The sequence below is a fragment of the Psychrobacillus vulpis genome (genome assembly GCF_006861825.1).
Taxonomy (GTDB): Bacteria; Bacillota; Bacilli; order Bacillales_A; family Planococcaceae; genus Psychrobacillus; species Psychrobacillus vulpis.
In genome coordinates this window covers 22,700-40,290 of record NZ_VDGI01000002.1, presented here as the reverse complement: position 1 = coordinate 40,290, position 17,591 = coordinate 22,700, and the positions used below count along the sequence as shown (strand labels likewise).

At 39.5% G+C, this 17,591-nt stretch carries 17 protein-coding genes and 1 riboswitch; all 17 genes read right to left on the bottom strand.

Annotated elements, in window-relative coordinates:
* Positions 1-77: 77 nt before the first annotated feature.
* The 17 genes from FG384_RS02745 to FG384_RS02665 all read right to left on the bottom strand — a co-directional run bounded on the left by FG384_RS02745 (position 78) and on the right by FG384_RS02665 (position 16,795).
* Positions 78-1,214, bottom strand: coding sequence for an acyl-CoA dehydrogenase (locus FG384_RS02745; protein WP_142641032.1), 1,137 nt, complete (start codon positions 1,212-1,214; stop codon positions 78-80).
* Positions 1,215-1,227: 13 nt separating this feature from the next.
* On the bottom strand, positions 1,228-2,079 hold the full coding sequence (locus FG384_RS02740; RefSeq protein ID WP_142641031.1) for a 3-hydroxybutyryl-CoA dehydrogenase: 852 nt from the start codon (positions 2,077-2,079) through the stop codon (positions 1,228-1,230).
* Positions 2,076-3,284: an acetyl-CoA C-acetyltransferase gene (locus FG384_RS02735; RefSeq protein ID WP_142641030.1), complete on the bottom strand. Its 1,209-nt coding sequence runs from the start codon at positions 3,282-3,284 to the stop codon at positions 2,076-2,078. The genes FG384_RS02740 and FG384_RS02735 overlap by 4 nt, the downstream gene beginning before the upstream one ends.
* Positions 3,285-3,451: 167 nt before the next feature.
* Positions 3,452-5,605, bottom strand: coding sequence for a (Fe-S)-binding protein (locus FG384_RS02730; RefSeq protein WP_142641029.1), 2,154 nt, complete (start codon positions 5,603-5,605; stop codon positions 3,452-3,454).
* Between the two features lie 988 nt (positions 5,606-6,593).
* Positions 6,594-7,256 (bottom strand): hypothetical protein, encoded by a 663-nt coding sequence (locus tag FG384_RS02725; RefSeq protein ID WP_142641028.1) that lies wholly within the window; start codon positions 7,254-7,256, stop codon positions 6,594-6,596.
* Complete coding sequence (locus tag FG384_RS02720; RefSeq protein WP_142641027.1) at positions 7,249-7,731, bottom strand: ECF transporter S component; 483 nt, start codon at positions 7,729-7,731, stop codon at positions 7,249-7,251. Before FG384_RS02720 ends, FG384_RS02725 begins: the two co-directional genes overlap by 8 nt.
* A gap of 5 nt (positions 7,732-7,736) precedes the next feature.
* Complete coding sequence (locus tag FG384_RS02715; protein WP_142641026.1) at positions 7,737-8,327, bottom strand: cob(I)yrinic acid a,c-diamide adenosyltransferase; 591 nt, start codon at positions 8,325-8,327, stop codon at positions 7,737-7,739.
* A gap of 2 nt (positions 8,328-8,329) precedes the next feature.
* Complete coding sequence (locus FG384_RS02710; protein WP_142641025.1) at positions 8,330-8,722, bottom strand: bifunctional adenosylcobinamide kinase/adenosylcobinamide-phosphate guanylyltransferase; 393 nt, start codon at positions 8,720-8,722, stop codon at positions 8,330-8,332.
* Complete coding sequence (locus FG384_RS02705; RefSeq protein ID WP_142641024.1) at positions 8,674-9,273, bottom strand: histidine phosphatase family protein; 600 nt, start codon at positions 9,271-9,273, stop codon at positions 8,674-8,676. Before FG384_RS02705 ends, FG384_RS02710 begins: the two co-directional genes overlap by 49 nt.
* Positions 9,243-9,992 carry an adenosylcobinamide-GDP ribazoletransferase gene (gene cobS / locus FG384_RS02700; protein WP_142641023.1) on the bottom strand — a complete coding sequence of 250 codons (750 nt, stop codon included), beginning with the start codon at positions 9,990-9,992 and terminating at the stop codon, positions 9,243-9,245. Before cobS ends, FG384_RS02705 begins: the two co-directional genes overlap by 31 nt.
* Complete coding sequence (locus tag FG384_RS02695; protein WP_142641022.1) at positions 9,989-10,819, bottom strand: cobyric acid synthase; 831 nt, start codon at positions 10,817-10,819, stop codon at positions 9,989-9,991. The genes cobS and FG384_RS02695 overlap by 4 nt, the downstream gene beginning before the upstream one ends.
* An 8-nt stretch (positions 10,820-10,827) precedes the next feature.
* Positions 10,828-11,358 (bottom strand): bifunctional adenosylcobinamide kinase/adenosylcobinamide-phosphate guanylyltransferase, encoded by a 531-nt coding sequence (locus FG384_RS02690; RefSeq protein ID WP_142641021.1) that lies wholly within the window; start codon positions 11,356-11,358, stop codon positions 10,828-10,830.
* Positions 11,331-12,407, bottom strand: a complete 1,077-nt coding sequence (locus FG384_RS02685) for a pyridoxal phosphate-dependent aminotransferase (RefSeq protein WP_142641020.1) — start codon at positions 12,405-12,407, stop codon at positions 11,331-11,333. The genes FG384_RS02690 and FG384_RS02685 overlap by 28 nt, the downstream gene beginning before the upstream one ends.
* Positions 12,394-13,353 (bottom strand): adenosylcobinamide-phosphate synthase CbiB, encoded by a 960-nt coding sequence (cbiB, locus tag FG384_RS02680; RefSeq protein ID WP_142641019.1) that lies wholly within the window; start codon positions 13,351-13,353, stop codon positions 12,394-12,396. Before cbiB ends, FG384_RS02685 begins: the two co-directional genes overlap by 14 nt.
* A gap of 2 nt (positions 13,354-13,355) precedes the next feature.
* Positions 13,356-14,825, bottom strand: a complete 1,470-nt coding sequence (locus FG384_RS02675) for an adenosylcobinamide amidohydrolase (RefSeq protein ID WP_142641018.1) — start codon at positions 14,823-14,825, stop codon at positions 13,356-13,358.
* 1 nt (position 14,826) lies between these two features.
* Positions 14,827-15,810 (bottom strand): FecCD family ABC transporter permease, encoded by a 984-nt coding sequence (locus tag FG384_RS02670; RefSeq protein ID WP_142641277.1) that lies wholly within the window; start codon positions 15,808-15,810, stop codon positions 14,827-14,829.
* 4 nt (positions 15,811-15,814) lie between these two features.
* Positions 15,815-16,795 (bottom strand): ABC transporter substrate-binding protein, encoded by a 981-nt coding sequence (locus tag FG384_RS02665; protein WP_142641017.1) that lies wholly within the window; start codon positions 16,793-16,795, stop codon positions 15,815-15,817.
* Positions 16,796-16,923: 128 nt separating this feature from the next.
* A riboswitch (cobalamin riboswitch) is annotated at positions 16,924-17,062 on the bottom strand.
* Positions 17,063-17,591 lie beyond the last annotated feature (529 nt).

The following is a 17,591-nucleotide window of genomic DNA, read 5'->3' as shown; positions in this document are numbered from 1 at the left end:
TTTCCCCGCCCTTTTTGGTAGTAGTGTAGATTTGCTTTTGTATATATCATATTTGTATAGCCAATTACCTGGGAGTTTTAATTAGTTAAATATTTACTAATTACAATCCTCTGAATTTCACTAGTTCCTTCGTAAATCTCTGTAATTTTTGCATCTCGGAAATAACGTTCTACAGGGTAATCCTCTGTGTATCCGTATCCTCCAAACACTTGAACGGCTTCAATTGCTACATCAACTGCGGTTTTAGAAGCAAATAATTTAGCCATCGATGCTTCTTTTCCACATGGAAGTCCTTGCTCACGAAGATTAGCTGCACGGTACACTAGAAGTCTAGCAGCTTCTACCGCTGTTCCCATATCTGCAAGTTTAAAACCTACCCCTTGGTTTGCTGCAATCGGCTTACCAAATTGCACACGTTCTTTTGAATATGCTACTGCTGCTTCAAATGCTGCTTCCGCAATACCTAATGCTTGCGTAGCGATTCCGATACGCCCAGTATTTAAATTTGCCATTGCAATTTTAAATCCATCGCCTTCTTCACCAAGTCTATTCGCAACAGGTACTTTCATATCTTCAAAAGTGATTTGCACTGTTCTTGAGCCATGCAAGCCCATTTTCTCTTCATCTTTTCCGATAATAAAACCTGGTGTATCCTTCTCTACGATGAAAGCGGAGATTCCTTTTGAACCTTGTGACGAATCTGTCGACGCAAATACGATATTCACATCCGCTTCTCCACCATTCGTAATAAATACTTTTGAACCGTTAAGTACATAATGATCACCTTGCTTAACTGCTTTCGTTTTCAATGCGCCTGCATCCGATCCTGCGGATGGCTCTGTTAAGCAAAATGCACCTAAATATTCACCCGTTGCTAGCTTCGGTACGTATTTATTCTTTTGTTCTTCATTGCCAAAATAAAGAATTGGATTTGTTCCTACCGAAGTATGAACAGAAAGAATAACACCTACAACCGCACTAACTTTTGAAAGTTCATTAATCGCAATAACATAGCTAGTGAAATCCATCTCAGAGCCACCATATTGTTCTGGGACTGTTATGCCCATTAAACCGAGTTCACCCATTTTCTGAATGATCTCACGAGGAAACTCTCCTTGCTCCATCCGTTCTATAAAAGGTTCAATTTCTGTTTTAGCAAAATCTCTGACCATGTTGCGCATCATTAGTTGTTCTTCAGTAAACTTTAGCTCCATCTCATATTCCCCTTTATTCGTAAGTGTAGAAGCCTCGGCCCGATTTTTTTCCTAACCAACCAGCTTTTACGTATTTTCTAAGCAATGGGCATGGACGGTATTTACTGTCCCCAAACCCTTCATGTAATATTTCCATAATGTATAAGCATGTATCTAAACCGATGAAATCGGCTAATTGAAGTGGTCCCATAGGGTGATTCATACCTAATTTCATCACATCGTCGATTGCTTCTTTCGATGCTACTCCTTCGTAAAGCGTGTAAATTGCCTCATTTATCATCGGCATTAATATACGGTTGGAAACAAATCCTGGGAAATCGTTTACCTCTACAGGTACTTTACTAAGTTTCTTCGTCATTTCTTCAATAGCTGTATAAACCTCATCAGATGTTGCTAATCCTCTAATAATCTCTACTAGCTTCATCACTGGAACTGGGTTCATAAAATGCATTCCAATCACTTGCTCAGGTCTATTCGTTACAGCAGCAATTTCTGTAATTGGTAGTGAAGAAGTATTTGTTGCTAAAATAGTGTGCTTTGGTGTAATCGTATCTAGCTGTTTAAAAATAGATTGCTTAATTTCCATATTTTCAACGGCTGCTTCGATCACTAAATCTACATCATTTGCATCTTCGATCGATAATGATTTTGTTATATTGTTTAGTACTGATTGTTTTTCTTCCTCTGTCATTCGACCTTTTTCGACGTTTCTAGTCAAGTTTTTCGTTATTGTTTGAATGCCGCGCTCGTAAAATTGTTCTTCTCGGTCATTTAACTTTACTGCAAATCCAGCTTGTGCACATACTTGAGCAATTCCCGAACCCATTTGGCCTGCACCAATTACCATTACTTTTTGGATTGTCATTCGTTACTTCCCCCTGTTTTTGGAACTTCAATCATAATAGCGTCTCCTTGCCCTCCACCTGAACAAATGGATGCAATTCCAACTCCACCGCCACGGCGTTTCAACTCATAAGCTAGTGTTAAAATGATTCGTGCCCCAGATGCTCCAATTGGATGACCTAATGCAACTGCTCCGCCATTTACATTCACTTTTTCTTCATCTAAACCAGCGATTTTACTACTTGCAAGCGCAACCGCTGCAAATGCTTCGTTAATTTCAAATAAATCAATATCCGCTAGTGTTTTACCTGTTTTTTCTAGTAGTTTATTGATTACTAAACCAGGAGTTTGCGGAAAATTTTCCGGCTCAATTGCTACTTCTGCATGCCCAATCACGTAGGCTAAAGGTTCCTTGCCTAGCTCTTTTGCTTTATCTTCACTCGTTAAAACAATTGCGCAAGCACCATCATTTATTCCAGGTGCATTACCTGCTGTAATCGTCCCATCTTTGCCGAATGCTGGCTTTAGTTTAGCAAGCGATTCAAGTGAAGTATCACGGCGAGGCGCCTCGTCTACTTGGACGATAACGGCTTCCACTTTTCGCTGAGGAATCTCAACTGGAATAATTTCTTCTGCAAAAATTCCGTTGTCAATTGCTTTTAATGCACGGTCATGACTTCTAAATGACCATTCATCTTGCTTTTCACGAGATAATTCAAATGATTGTGCTGTTATGTTTCCGTATGTTCCCATATGCACATGTTTCGGATGAAATGAACAAGAAAGTCCGTCATAGACCATGCCGTCAACCATTTGCGCATCTCCCATTCGAAGTCCAAATCTTCCTTTTGGTAAATAATATGGAGCATTTGACATCGATTCCATTCCACCGGCTACGATGATTTCTTCATCTCCTAGGCGGATTAATTGATCTGCTAAAGTAACACTACGCATACCAGAAGCACAAACTTTATTGATCGTTTCTGTTTTTACAGACCAAGGAATTCCTGCTTTAGTAGCCGCTTGTCTAGATGGAATTTGTCCCTGTCCGGCTTGTAAAACTGTCCCCATAATTACTTCATCTACTTGCTCTGCATTTACTCCAGCACGAGTCAAAGCTTCTTTTATCGTTACTCCCCCAAGATCAGAAGCTGTTAAGCTGCTAAGTGCCCCACCGAACTTTCCAAAAGCTGTACGTGCCCCATCTAAAATTACTGTCTTCGTCAAAATAGCCACCCCTTTGTAATCGCTTTCATCACTTGTAAAATAAAAAATCCAGTTGACTGAACGCTCGCTCGATTTCATTTGTTAGAAAAAAGGGAGTGCCTCCACTCCCTCTATTGTTATTTCTAGTTTACGAAACTATTAAACTATTTGCAATATAATTTGTCGAATTATTGAACAACTTGCTCAGCATCTTCCTCTTCTACTGACGGAACATATTCTCCAAAAATAGAGCGTTCTAAAAGTTCCGCAATATCGTAAGTGCCTACAGTTTCTTCTACTTCTTTCGCTTTCGTACCATCTGACAACATAGTTAAGCAATACGGACATCCAGAAGAAATAATAGTTGGATTTACCTCTAGCGCTTGTTCTGTTCGAGCAACGTTAATACGATTTCCTACATGTTCTTCCATCCACATAAGTCCGCCACCTGCTCCACAACACATTCCAGTTTCGCGGTTACGTTGCATTTCTACTAGCTTCACACCAGGAATTGCTTTCAATACTTCACGAGGTGCATCGTACACATCATTGTATCGACCTAAATAACATGAATCATGGAATGTAATCGTTTCTTCCACAGCATATTGTGGTTTCAAGCGACCTGCTTGAACTAAATCGTATAGCATTTCTGTATGGTGAAGCACTTCACCATTCCAACCAAAATCACTATATTCATTTTTAAAGATATTATATGCATGTGGATCAATTGTTACGATTTTTGTTACGCCAGCTTTTTCAAATTCGGAGATATTTGAATTAGCTAATTCTTGGAATAAAAACTCGTTTCCTAGACGACGTGGTGTGTCTCCAGAGTTCTTTTCTTTATTTCCAAGAATCGCAAATTTTACTCCAGCTTCGTTCATCAAATGCGCAAAAGCTAATGCGATTTTTTGTGAACGATTATCAAACGATCCCATTGAACCAACCCAGAATAAGTACTCGAATTCATCTCCAGCTTTTGAAACTTCTTTCACTGTTGGAATATGAATATCTGGACGAGCATCTCTCCAGTTTTCTTTTTCTTTACGATTTAAGCCCCATGGATTTCCTTGTCGCTCAATATTCGTCATTGCGCGTTGTGCATCTGGATCCATTTTCCCTTCCGTCATTACTAAGTAACGGCGAAGGTCGATAATTTTATCTACGTGCTCATTCATTACTGGACATTGATCTTCACAGTTACGGCAAGTTGTACAAGCCCAGATTTCTTCTTCTGTGATTACATCGCCAATTAATGATGGGCTATAAATGTCCTCTATAATTGCTCCTTCTGCACCAGCAGCCATAGCAAGTTGGTTACCTTTCGTTCCTTGGAAAGCTAGTGCTGGAACCCAAGGTTTTTGTTTTGTTTCTACAGCTCCTGTGAATGTTAAGTGGTCACGAAGCTTTGTTATTAAATCCATCGGAGACAGCATTTTTCCTGTTCCTGTAGCAGGACACATATTCGTACAACGACCGCACTCTACACATGCGTAGAAATCGATCATTTGTGCTTGTGTAAATTCATGAATGTTCCCAACACCAAAAGATGGCATTACTTCTTCATCTGATTCTTCGTCTTCTTCCTCTTCAAAATTGATAGGACGTAGTTTTCCAACATTGTCTAAACGATGGAAGTAAACGTTTGCAGGACCAGTTATTAAGTGGAAATGCTTCGACTGCGGTACGTATACTAAGAACGTTAGTAAGAACAATAAATGCGCCCACCACATGATATAGAAAATGACTGCTGCAGCTGTTGGCGGTAAGAAACCGAAGATAGTTCCAATAGATGATGCAATCGGTTCTGACCAAACTGCTTCATGACCATGCCAAACCATTCCCATACCATTACCAACTAGAACTGAAACCATTAAACCACCAATGAAAATCAGTACAAGTCCACTTTTCCATCCGCGTTTTAGACGAACTAACTTTTCAATATAGCGTCGGTAGAAAGCCCACACAACTGCTATTAAAATAATAAATGTAACGATTTCTTGGAAAAACGTGAACGCTGGATACACTGGACCTAAAGGCAAGTGTGAATCAGGTGCTAATCCCTTCCAAATAAAATCAATTGCCCCAAACTGAACAAGTAAAAAACCGTAAAAGAACATGAGATGGATTGCTCCACTTTTTTTGTCTTTTAATAGCTTCTTTTGTCCGAAAACATACACCCAAATTTTGCGAAGTCTTTCTTTCACATTATCTTCGAATTCGACTTTTTTCCCCAATTTGATATAGGCATATCTAGTTTTCAACAAATATGCGAATAAACCGATAGCATACAAAGTTACTGCAAGAAACAGCACCCAGTTTGCGATTAACAATGAACTCATCTTATTCTCCCCCTCTAAGATGTAAAATGATGTTATGCATAGAATATACCACTAGGTTAATAGAATTTTAAAGAATTAATTTAATATTAAAACTGAATGAGCATTCAGTCAACAGTTATTTATTGAAAATTTACATTTGGAAGAAAACCGATGATCGAAATAAATTCATCGGTATTCAAGACCAATTTACATATAATCGAGACCAAATCAATCATGAAAGCAATCATTTCTCACAATAAAGAGCTATCTCTATGCGAGATAGCTCCCTGTAGATAAACTCCAAGAAATAGGATAGCTCAGGTTCTCCGAAGCTTTCCGCGGACGTGACTCGAGCCTCTTGGGTCGCTATGCTGGAGGGCACTGAAGAAGTGCCTATAATTCGACTTTGCCAGAAGGATTGTCCGATAGTCCAATAAATAAGAAAAAGTAAAGTAGAGTGTGGGAATTGTTGAAGTTCCCACTCAAGAGGCCGGGCTGCCAAGACCCCGCAGTGAGGTAAGGAGGACACTGAAAAAGTCCCCATAATTCGACTTTGCCAGATGGGTTGTCTAACAGTCCAATAAATAAGAAAATCGTTGATACTGCTCCCTTTCCGCGGGCGTTGCCTCAGCCTCCTCGCTTCGCTGCGGGGTCTTCGACTAACGCTATTCCCGCAGGAGTGTCGCCTTTTTCAACGATTTTCTAGAAATGATAACTAGTGTTCTGAAAAATAACCGAAGTGATGGATAGGATGACGAAGAACAAATCAATTTACGCTAACAGTAGGAAATGCTAACAATAGCCATTACGAACTTTCTATTAGAAAATCAGATGTATTATGGTTTGAAGAAGCGTCTGCTCGACTCCTGCGGGAAAAGCGAGAAAGACGAGACCCAGCAGGAGAGTAGCGACGAAGCGGCTCGGCGTTCGTCCGCGGAAAGCGAGCTGTAAGCTTCGGAAAACCTAAGCTATTCTATATAAAAATAAAAAATAAAGTAGACAACTACAATCAACTAATTATTTCAAAATACTTTCCAAAATGCAGCTTGGCTTCTTCTATTCGATTATTTGCAATGCCGAGAAGGACAGAAGTTGCTGGTCCTGCCGATTTTTCCACATCCCAGTTTTCCAATTCTCCACGTAATCCAATTCGTTTGCACTCTTCTGCTATTCCAGTTGAGCCAACTGGCCAAACTCGCTGAACTAGCCCACAATTCAATGCATCCCAGATTTTTTTCGTGTCAGCGATTTTCTCGGATTCCTCCAAAACTTCTCCGCCGACACATGGCATTCCATACACATACCATGTAAAATCTTGGTCGCTTTTTTCCTTTTTTTCACCTATCATCGTGACCGCCATTGCGGATTGTAGCATTTCCATATTCGATTCAGTACTTCCTGTTATTACTGGACAACTCTGACCTAGATCTACAAATAATTTCTCAATACCTGCCACATATTTGTTCCAGCTTTTACTTCCAGAAAAATTATGCACAATAATCGAAACTGGATGTGCGCCTGCTGCCCACTGTTCCATTAATGTTACTCTACCTGCAAAATAAGAAACTACATCATCATCTATGGAAACAACATCATCTAATTTTTCTCCAATACCTGCAGAGTTATCTGTCGTCAACACTAATCCATTTGGCAATATAACGGCATTACGCATGGGTTTTCACTCTCTCCATTACCCTCACAATAACTGGTGAGACGGTCATTGCAATTCCAGCATTCAAAATGGTTGCAATCGTAATTCCCGGTAATGCACTTGCAAAAAATGCGGGTGAAATAATCCAGTAAAACGGAAGCGTTGCAAGTACGCTGTTCGCAAAAATGAAAAACACCCATTTCAGCACATATCGTCTTGCTTGATGTAGCCTCGTATACACGAATAAAATCAAGAACATTTCCGCGGCAATGATTATATGCAGTGGTCCGAAAGGAAATCCAGCATAAAGAGAAGATGATAAGTGACCGATTAATGATGCTGCTCCTGCATAGGCTGGTGGCAAAAATGCAGCTGACACAAGTGCTGGTACTGTATCAAGTGCCGCACTCCCTATCCCTACTGGAATTTTTACGAACGCACCAATTGCCGATAGTGCCGCAAACATTGCTGCGAGCGTTAGTAAACGAAGCTTCACCCTTCTTACTCCCCCTCTTTTTTCACACTTCCTACGTTTTTAAATACTTTTGCACTGCGTACGTATTCGACATCTGAAACATTTACTCGAGCGTTAGCTACACGAGCCGCTGCGAATAAATAGTCAGATAGACGATTTAAATAGCGCTGTACAACTGCCGGAACATCTTCTTCTGCCTTCGTCAATGTCACGACTTGTCTTTCCGCGCGTCTCGTAATTGTACGTGCAATATGAAGTGTTGCAGCTGCTGGTGTTCCGCCAGGTAGGATGAAACGCTCTAACACTGGTCCCTCTTCCACTAGCACATCAATTCGTTTTTCCATAGCTTCGATTGGTTCATCCGTCATTTTATATACTCTACGATTCGATACGTTTGCAAGATCTCCACCACAATCAAATAGTTCATGTTGAATAGTTTCTAAGTCTACTAAAATATCTGCAAAAATAGCTGGGTCTAGTTCTGTTACGGCTTTTCCGATAAATGAATTTAACTCATCGATTGTACCGTACGCTTCTACACGTACATTATCCTTGTCCGTTCTTCCCCCAATTAAACCTGTTTGCCCTTTATCCCCTGTTTTTGTATAAATTTTCATCTTTACACATCTCCCTTTATCGTTTGTGAAATACCATACCAAATTCTTGTAACCCGTTCCGCTTTTGTAAAAAGTTGTTGATAAAATCTTCCTACATCATCTCGAAGCTTGCGCATCCCTGCCTCCATTGGTACGATTCCACGCCCAATTTCTGTTGCTATTACAATAATTTCTACTTTTTCTTCCCATTGCTCGATTTGTTTTAATAACATATTCAAGCCTTCCTCTGGAACATTTTCCACGCCATACACGACAATCGTTTCTGTTTTTGGAGATAAAACAGGCGTATTTACAGTGGCATCTAGCCACTCGACAGATTGTTGATGACGTTCTTGTAACATTTTTTCTACATACGTTCGTTTTCCATTAAATGCTCCACCGAAAATGACATGCACTGCTTTCCCTCCAATACGTCACTTTTATTTGCCCATTGTAGTGTGAAACTGCATCCATGTAATACATCCCAATCCCAAAAACTCTTTTCAACATTTGCAAACTTTGTTAATAAAAAACGAATTGGCCCCCCATGCGTTACAATAGTTGGAAACTTCAATTGCTCCACTACTTCATAAAATGCTAATAACACTCGGGCTTCCATTATTTCCAATGACTCTCCATTTGGAGGTGTAATTTGACGAGGGTTATTAATCCAATCCCTATAGTGCACATCTTCTTTTAATTCATTATATGTTTTTTCTTCCCAATCACCAAAGGAGCATTCTCGAAAATTTGCATTCACAGTATAGAGAGTTTCTCCGTATAATTGTTCTGCCGTTTGTTTACATCGAAGCAAATCACTACAGACAACTTGTTTCATATCTTGAGACAATTTTTTCGGTTTCATGCCAGTAATGATTGGCTCATCGGTCCAACCAATATATTTTTTCTCCTGATTCCCTTTCGTTGGAAAATGCCTTACGAGAGTAACAGTAAAAGTGTCAGCCATAGTACTACCTCCGAAACTTCTAAACTAGCTCCAAGCAAATCACCAGTAACTCCACCGAAATTTTTAAGTGACCAATTGCGAAATAAACATACAAAGAGTACTAAAATAATTGCAAATGTTAGAGAAACCGTCCAATTCGTCAGCCACCCTAAAATGATGACGCCGATTACAAAGTTGAGTACATTTGCAACTATTACATCCGATGCATTCATTTTTTGCTTAAAATAACAAGCAAGTCCACTAGCTTTTGCACTATTCGTTAGAGAAAATAACATAGCAAGTGTAGTTCGAGAGAAAAAAGGGATCAGCAAGATAAAAACCCAATGAAACGATTCTGCCAACAACACTTCGGACACAATAATAACTTTACCAACGACTAATAATACAACAGCCATTACTCCAAATGCGCCAACTCTTGGATCATCTAGTATTTCAAATCGTTTCAGTCGATCCTTATAAGAAAAAAAAGCATCTGAAGTGTCAATAAATCCATCCATATGGAGTCCCCCAGAGAATATGATTCCTAAAAGGACAATACTAAATGCAGTCATCAAATGACTCCATTCAAAATAAAGCAATAGGCAAGCAAATGCTCCAATGACAGTACCTACCCATGGAAAAATACTATACATTCCTGTAATCGAACGTCTTTCCATCGGCAAATTTTTATGCACTGGAACAATAGTAAAAAATTGAAGAGCTAACAATAGACTAGTCATTTACTCACCACATCACTATTTAAAATTGCTATGATTTTATCCCACTTTATATACTTTTTAAAATGACTAGCCCATTCATTAATATGTTCATCGGATGCATTTTCGCTACTTTTTGCTTCTCCGTCTTCTTCTTCAAATTCATTCTGAAAATAAGGAACTACTCCTATTACGTCTATCCCTGTATACTCTTCGATGAAGTCAATTCCTTCTTGAAATAATGAAATGTCTCCCCGAAACTTATTAATAATAATCCCTTTTACTCGAGCTCTCTGCGCTTCCGGTAAAAGTGCAAGCGTGCCAACAATGGACGCAAACACACCACCATATTCAATGTTTGCTACTAATAAAACCGGAACATTCGCCAAATCAGCAACTCTCATATTTACTAATTCCCGATCCCTTAAATTCACTTCTACAGGACTGCCAGCACCTTCTAGAATCAAGTATTCATAGGATGCAGAAAGAGTCTTTATACTGTTTGTAATGAGTTTTTGACCTTCCTCAAAGAACTGATCTCGATAACGCATTCCATTCAGTCTATTTTCTTTTTTTCCAAGAATAATAATGTCAGATTCCATATTTCCTGTAGGTTTTAATAATATTGGATTCATTTCTGCTAAATAAGGAGTCCTTGCAGCTCTTGCTTGCAGCGCTTGAGAAACACTTATTTCCAAACCTTCTTCTGTGCGTGTGCTTAAGCTAGACATGTTTTGTGATTTAAAAGGTGCCACTTGCTTCCCTTCATTTGAAAGAAGTCGACAAATAGCTGTACAAACTAAACTTTTCCCTACGCTAGAAGCGGTTCCTTGTACCATCAAGCCTTTCATATTACCCCTCATTTCCACTGATGACTTAAGCCGTATTCCATTTCGAAGGCATGATCTGCTCTTTCCACAAGCTTTTGATGAATTCTTCCTATCCATTTTTGATAGAGAACAACACTTTCGTATTTGGATAATGGTTCGTCCAGCACTTCATTCGAAACAATAACAACTACTTTTGCTTTTTCTAATAACTGGTCAATTGCTACATAGAGTTGTTTTTCTACTTCCTCTATTTGTCCTTCATACAGCTCATTTGCGAGCCAAGTTGTTACACAATCCCAAAGGATGCCGTCCCCTTGATTAATTTGCTGAACTACCTCTTCAAAGCGTCGCGGTTGCTCGATTGTTACCCATTCAACCGGATAATTTTCACGATCATCTCGATGCCTTTTTATGCGTTCATTCATTTCATCGTCTACTGCAACTCCAGAAGCGACATACACATTTCGTTTTGCTTGTTCATTCATTAAGTAATGTTCGGCAAAGTTACTTTTTCCACTTCTCACTCCACCTGTTATGAAGACAAGTTTTCCTCGAACCATGCGGTCATCTCCTTTTGCAAGTGCTCCATTTGCGGCTTTTGTTTCATTCCAACCCTAAACCATTTTCCGTCGAGTCCTTTAAAATTTTCCGTATGGCGAAGTACGCAACCATTTGCTAATAAATACTCAAAAAACTCTTTAGAAAGGGAGGGATTGGGCAGTTGAAAGCAAATGAAATTAGCCGTAGACGGAAGAACAATGCAGTTCCATTTTTCTAGAAACACAGTCATTTGCTCCCGCATTTCTTTAGCAAATTTTATTGCCTGCAGTCGATACTGTTCTTCTTCTAAACAATCTGCACCAATTGTTGTCGCAATTGCATTACTATTCCAATGGGGCATTCTAGAACGAATCTCGTCTACGATTGGTTCACTAGCCACTGCGTAACCAAGTCGCAAGCCTGGAATCGCATACATTTTCGTCATCGAACGTACAACAATAACGTTCGAAAAATCCTTTAAATATGGAATAAATGATTCTTTTTCGTCTATAAAGTCAAGAAACGCTTCGTCTAAAACGACTTCACACTTATATCTTTTTGCATAATCTGCGATTCGAATAATTTCTTCTAAAGGCATTAAATAGCCGGTTGGATTATTTGGTCTACAAATATAAATAACTTCTGCAAACTCTATTTCACCAAATACTTTTTCTAAAGGCAAAGCCCCAGTTGCGATTATTTCTTTTATGTAAACATTATAAGGGGCAAGTGTTGCGGCGTATTCCGAAAAAGTAGGGTGAATCAAAACTGCACGTTTATTTTCATATCGTTTTGCTAGGCTTGCGAAAATTTCAGCGGCACCATTACTCACGATTACTTTATCAGCTGACACATTGTGAAACTTTGCAACTGCTGATAAAAACGGCTCTCCATGTGGATCTGGATACTTAGTGATTAGCGGTGCATACGAGTCCCACCGCTCCTTCACAAATGCTGGAGGTCCAATTGGATTCACATTTTCACTAAAGTCAATAACCGTTTCTGGCATTTCGAGACCTAGACGTTCATATACATGATGAGCATTTGCTCCATGATTAGGTAAAGACAAACAATATCCCTCCAATCACCATCATCCAAAGCCAAAACAGAAATACTGCTGTATTCAAATGCGAGATGGCACTTAATATATGATTTGGTGTTAATGGAACCTCGCCAATCCCCATTAGCGCTCGGTTTGAAACGATACCCTTGTAAGTATTTATCCCTCCGAGTTGGATTCCGAGCTGATAAGCTGTTGCTGCTTCTAGATAGCCACTATTCGGGCTTGGATGCTTTTTCGCATCAAGCCACCAGCCCTTTATTCGTTTATTAAAAGGTAAGCTGCTCTCTTTTTTGCCCCACAACATAATGATATATCCCGTTAAACGGCTTGGTATATAGTTCACAATATCATCTAGCTTAGCTGAAGCGTATCCAAAATCCTCGTATTTCTCATTTTTGTATCCAACCATCGAATCGAGCGTATTTATTGCTTTATACACCCAAAGACCAGGTGCACCAGCAAAAACAAATGCGTAAAAAAGTGGAGCAGTAATCCCATCACTAATATTTTCGGATACTGTTTCCACAACGCCACGTGTGATTTCTTTTTCATCTAACTGTTCCGTATCTCTTCCGACAATCCACGAAAGTTTTTCTCTTGCAGCAGAAAAATCATTTGCCATCAATGGTTTGTATACGTCCATCGCTGCTTCTTTTAAACTTTTTTGAGCGAGTCCTGAAGCGATTACAATGCTTTCCACAGCAATTCCAACCCACATATGAATGGAATAAGCACTTATTAAAATAGCTAACGTAACGGAGAAAGTTATTCCAATTACTATAAAAACAAGTAGAAACCCTTTCGCTTTCCGTGCACTACCTTTATTCAACCAAATTGTTAGCTTTGAAATGAGCGAACCTATAAAACGGACTGGATGAGGCCAATTTGGTGGATCGCCAATAATCCGGTCTAGTACTAGTCCAATCGCTATTGCGATAATATGTGGACCCATTACTAATCCCAGCCTTTCGCTTTTTTGTAAATTTGAATCGCTTCGACTGTACATTCATATACGCCAAGTCCGATTTTTTTACCGATTTCCGTGATTGGTCCTGCATACGGAATATGCACTCCACGTTGTGTTGCTGCAACTAATATACTATCAGTTGATGTTCCTGTTGCAATCGTTCCAGTACGGGGATCCTTTACTTGTTCAAATGCGAGCGCTTTTGTTTTCGCTTCTGTTGCAGTAATGACGGATTGTATAAACGCTTCATCAGAAAGCTCTCCGTTTACGATAATCCATGTATTGATCGTCCCAATTGCAGGTAGCATTTCTACTTCATGCGTTCTCGATACGTCTACTGCGTTTCCTACTCCAGCAGTTACCATGATGACAACATTTCCAAATGGAGTTTTATACTCTTTAATAACTGCATCCGTAGTATTTACAGCTGTCATCATACCAACTGTATCTGCCTCGGAAAACCCTCGGTTCACTAGAAACTCTAACATTTCCTCATGTACATTATCACATGCATAATTTGCATCCACTCTTCTATTGACAAAAGTTCTATACCAACCACTACCAGCATTTGTTACTGCAGATGACCAAGTTTTTAGTTGCGTTTCTGCTTGAAAAACAACTAGTTCTCCTGTTACTTGAAAATTTTCTGTTGTAATTAGCTTATCATTGTTCTTTTCATTTACGTCCGAAAGAATCGTAATTTGAGGCTTTGGACGTTCAGGATGTGGATTTGTGCTAATACGTGCTTCGTAAACCGTTTCAATTTGATCTTTCGTTACTACTTCATGTGGTGCACCAATTACTTTTATCTCTCCTTGATCCATTAACAACAACCGATCACAGTATAAAGACGCAAGATTTATATCATGAAACACACTAACAATCGTGATTCCTTTTTCAATCGCTTGCGTTTTGATCGTATCGAGCAATTGCTTTTGATGTGCTATATCTAAATGATTTGTTGGTTCATCGAGTAGTAGTATAGGTGCTTGTTGGGCAAGTGCCTGTGCAACAAATACGCGCTGTTGCTCGCCACCGGATAAAAGGTCTAACATTTGACTCTCATATCTTTCGATAGCCGTCAGTTTCATTGCCTCCACAACCGCCGCTTCATCTTCAATTGACCAAGATGAAAACAAACCACTTTGATGAGGGTACCGACCAAGTGCAATCGTGTCCCTGACTGTATGTGAAAATGCATGACTATGTAATTGTGGAAGAACCGCCATTTTCTTGGCTAGATCTTTTGATGAATAGGATTTTAAGGGCTTTCCCTCAATGAGAACATTCCCAGACTCCATATTTAATATTCCACTTATTACCTTTAACAAAGTGGATTTCCCGCTCCCATTTGGTCCAAGAATACCAAGCATTTCACCTTTTGCAACGAAAAAGGAGACATTTTTAATAATCAATTTGTTATCGTATCCACCCGATAAACCTTCTATTTTTAACATATTAATTGCCTCCTTTTTTTCGTTGTCTGAAGAAAATATAAGCAAAAACCGGTGCTCCAACAAATGAAGTAATAACACCAATCGGTAACTCTGTTGGAGAAATAATCGTCCGGGACACTAAATCGCAAATGATTAATAATGCCGCTCCGTTAATGAAGCTAAGAGGAAGTACGTGACGATTGTCAGAGCCAAATAATAGTCTTGTCATATGCGGAACAACAAGACCAACAAACCCTATCGTTCCCGATACAGCAACCGCCGTTCCAGTAAGCATGGAACCACCAATTAATATCATCATTTTTCGCTTTTTCACATTAACGCCTAAATGCTTTGCACGTTCTTCTCCAAAAAGCATCGCATTTAGTTCTCTTCTGTTTAGCCATAATAAAAGTGTACCAATTACTACAAAAGGAAGTGCCATCTGCACAAAACTCCAACCACGCATCGACACACTACCGAGTAACCAACTAATAATTTGACGTAGCTCTTCACCAGTAAGTGCAATCATCAAAGAAATGACTGAGCCTAAAAAAGAACTAAAAATAATACCGGTTAAAATAATTGTCTCCATTTTCATCGCACGATCGACTAGCTTTGCAAAAGAAATAACAAGAAGCATTGTAACTAACGCGCCGATCATACTGAAAACTGGCAGCGTGTATATCCCTAAAAAAGGCATCGAAATACCGAAAAAGAGCGTAGCCACGGCACCTACTGAGGCACCGGACGACACTCCTAACGTATAAGGATCGGCAAGCGGGTTTTTTAATAACCCTTGAAACGCAGCACCTGCAATGGCTAGTGATGCACCAACTAGCCCTGCAAGTACTACACGCGGCATGCGAATTTTCCAAACTATATTGGTCGCGATTGCATCTGCTCCCGTGTCCCATAATGTACTGATCGGTACCTTTACGGATCCGACCGATACACCTAGCCAAATTGCTACTATAAGGGCAGCAATTGACAAGATGTAGCCGATCATGGCTTTACTCACTAAATGCCTCTGGATAAATTGCTTTCGCTACTTCTTCTAGACCTTCTGCTAGACGAGGACCTGTACGACTTGTTAAGTTTTCATCTACTTGTACAACTTCATTATTTTTCACAGCTGTAATAGTATCAAATCCATCACGAGCCTTCACGCTATCCACAATACCTTCTACATAGCTATACATAACAATAATCACATCAGGATTGCGGCTTACAATTTCTTCTGGCTCAATTTTGAACCAACCTTCTTGGTCTGCTGCAATATTTTCAGCATTCACCATATCTAAAATCTCTTGCATAAATGTTCCTTTACCAGGTGTGTAAATTTCAGGAACATCCGATGTTTCTACGAATACTGTTTTCTTCGTTTCTACTTTTGCAACTTTCTCTTTTACTTCTTCTACTTTAGCTTTCATATCTTCCACAATTTTTTGTGCTTCTGCTAATTTTCCAGTAGCACGTCCAATTTGTTCAATTGTAGTGTATGTTTCATTAAAGTCCGCTGCATTTTTTACAACGAAAACTTTCACACCAGCATCACGAATTTGTTGCAGACCAGCCTCACCCATTCCTAGGCTAGATTCATGTGCGAAAACGATATCTGGATTCATTCCAACGATTTTTTCTACGTTGAATTCCATTCCACCGATTTTTTCTTTTTCAAGTGCTTCTGCTGGATAATTATCAAAGTCATTTACACCAACAATTTCATTATTTAATCCAAGTGCAAACAAAATTTCCGTATTACTTGGCATCATTGAAACAATTGTCTTTGGAGCTTCTTCTAATGTAATCTCATTACCAACTGCATCGGTTATTGTTAACGGAAATGTAGCTTCATCCGCAGCAGTTTCCTTTACAACTTCCTCTTTTGGCTTATCCGTATTTTCGACAGGTGTCGCTTCTTTTTGGCCACACCCTACTAGCAATAGCACTGCTAATGCGGCTGTCATCCATAATTGCCATAATTTCTTCAAGTTCCATTCCCCCATTGTTCTAAAAATAAAAAACTCTCGTCCTTATGAACGAGAGATAGAATAGGTATAAATCTGCTAGGATCACACTTGCCAAGCTGACTTACACGAAACCTATCCTCGTAGGCACTAAAGTGTAACGCATAAAGGCAGGTTTTCTGACTCGTGATAAGTTCTATCACATACAGTGGCGGGACCGTGCTGGACTCGAACCAGCTTCCCTTTTAACTTACTAGTAATCTAGCAAGCACCTTTATGTTCAAAATATTCTTGATGCATCGACTTCATTATACAATAAAATAGCAAGCTGTCGACAAACTAATTTTCGTCTTATATCTTTGTGCCTTCCACTCATGTCGCTCTGTTGAACGAGCATATCCATAAAAACCTCATCAAAGGATAACTATTCTCTCGGATAACCGCCTGGTTGTCTCGGATAGTCCATCTATTCTCTCGCATAAACTCCTGTTTCTCTCGGATAACTTTTTATTCTCTCGAACCGGATTTTATTTCCAAATAAAAAAAACACTTCTTTACTAAATTTGTTCGCAGTTGCTCTCACATTAAAATGAATGAAAAAGTGGAAAGTAGCATTGTATTGGTTTGGAGAAGCGTCCGATCGACTCCTGCGGGAAAAGCGAGTCAGACGAGACCCTGAAGGAGCATAGCGACGAAGCGGCTCGGCACTCGCCCGCGGAAAGCGAGCGGTAAGCTTCGGAAAACCTGATTTTCCTTTATAAAAATAAAAAGACTGTAGATAAACTCATTTTTTGAGTTTGTCTACAGTCTGAACATCACT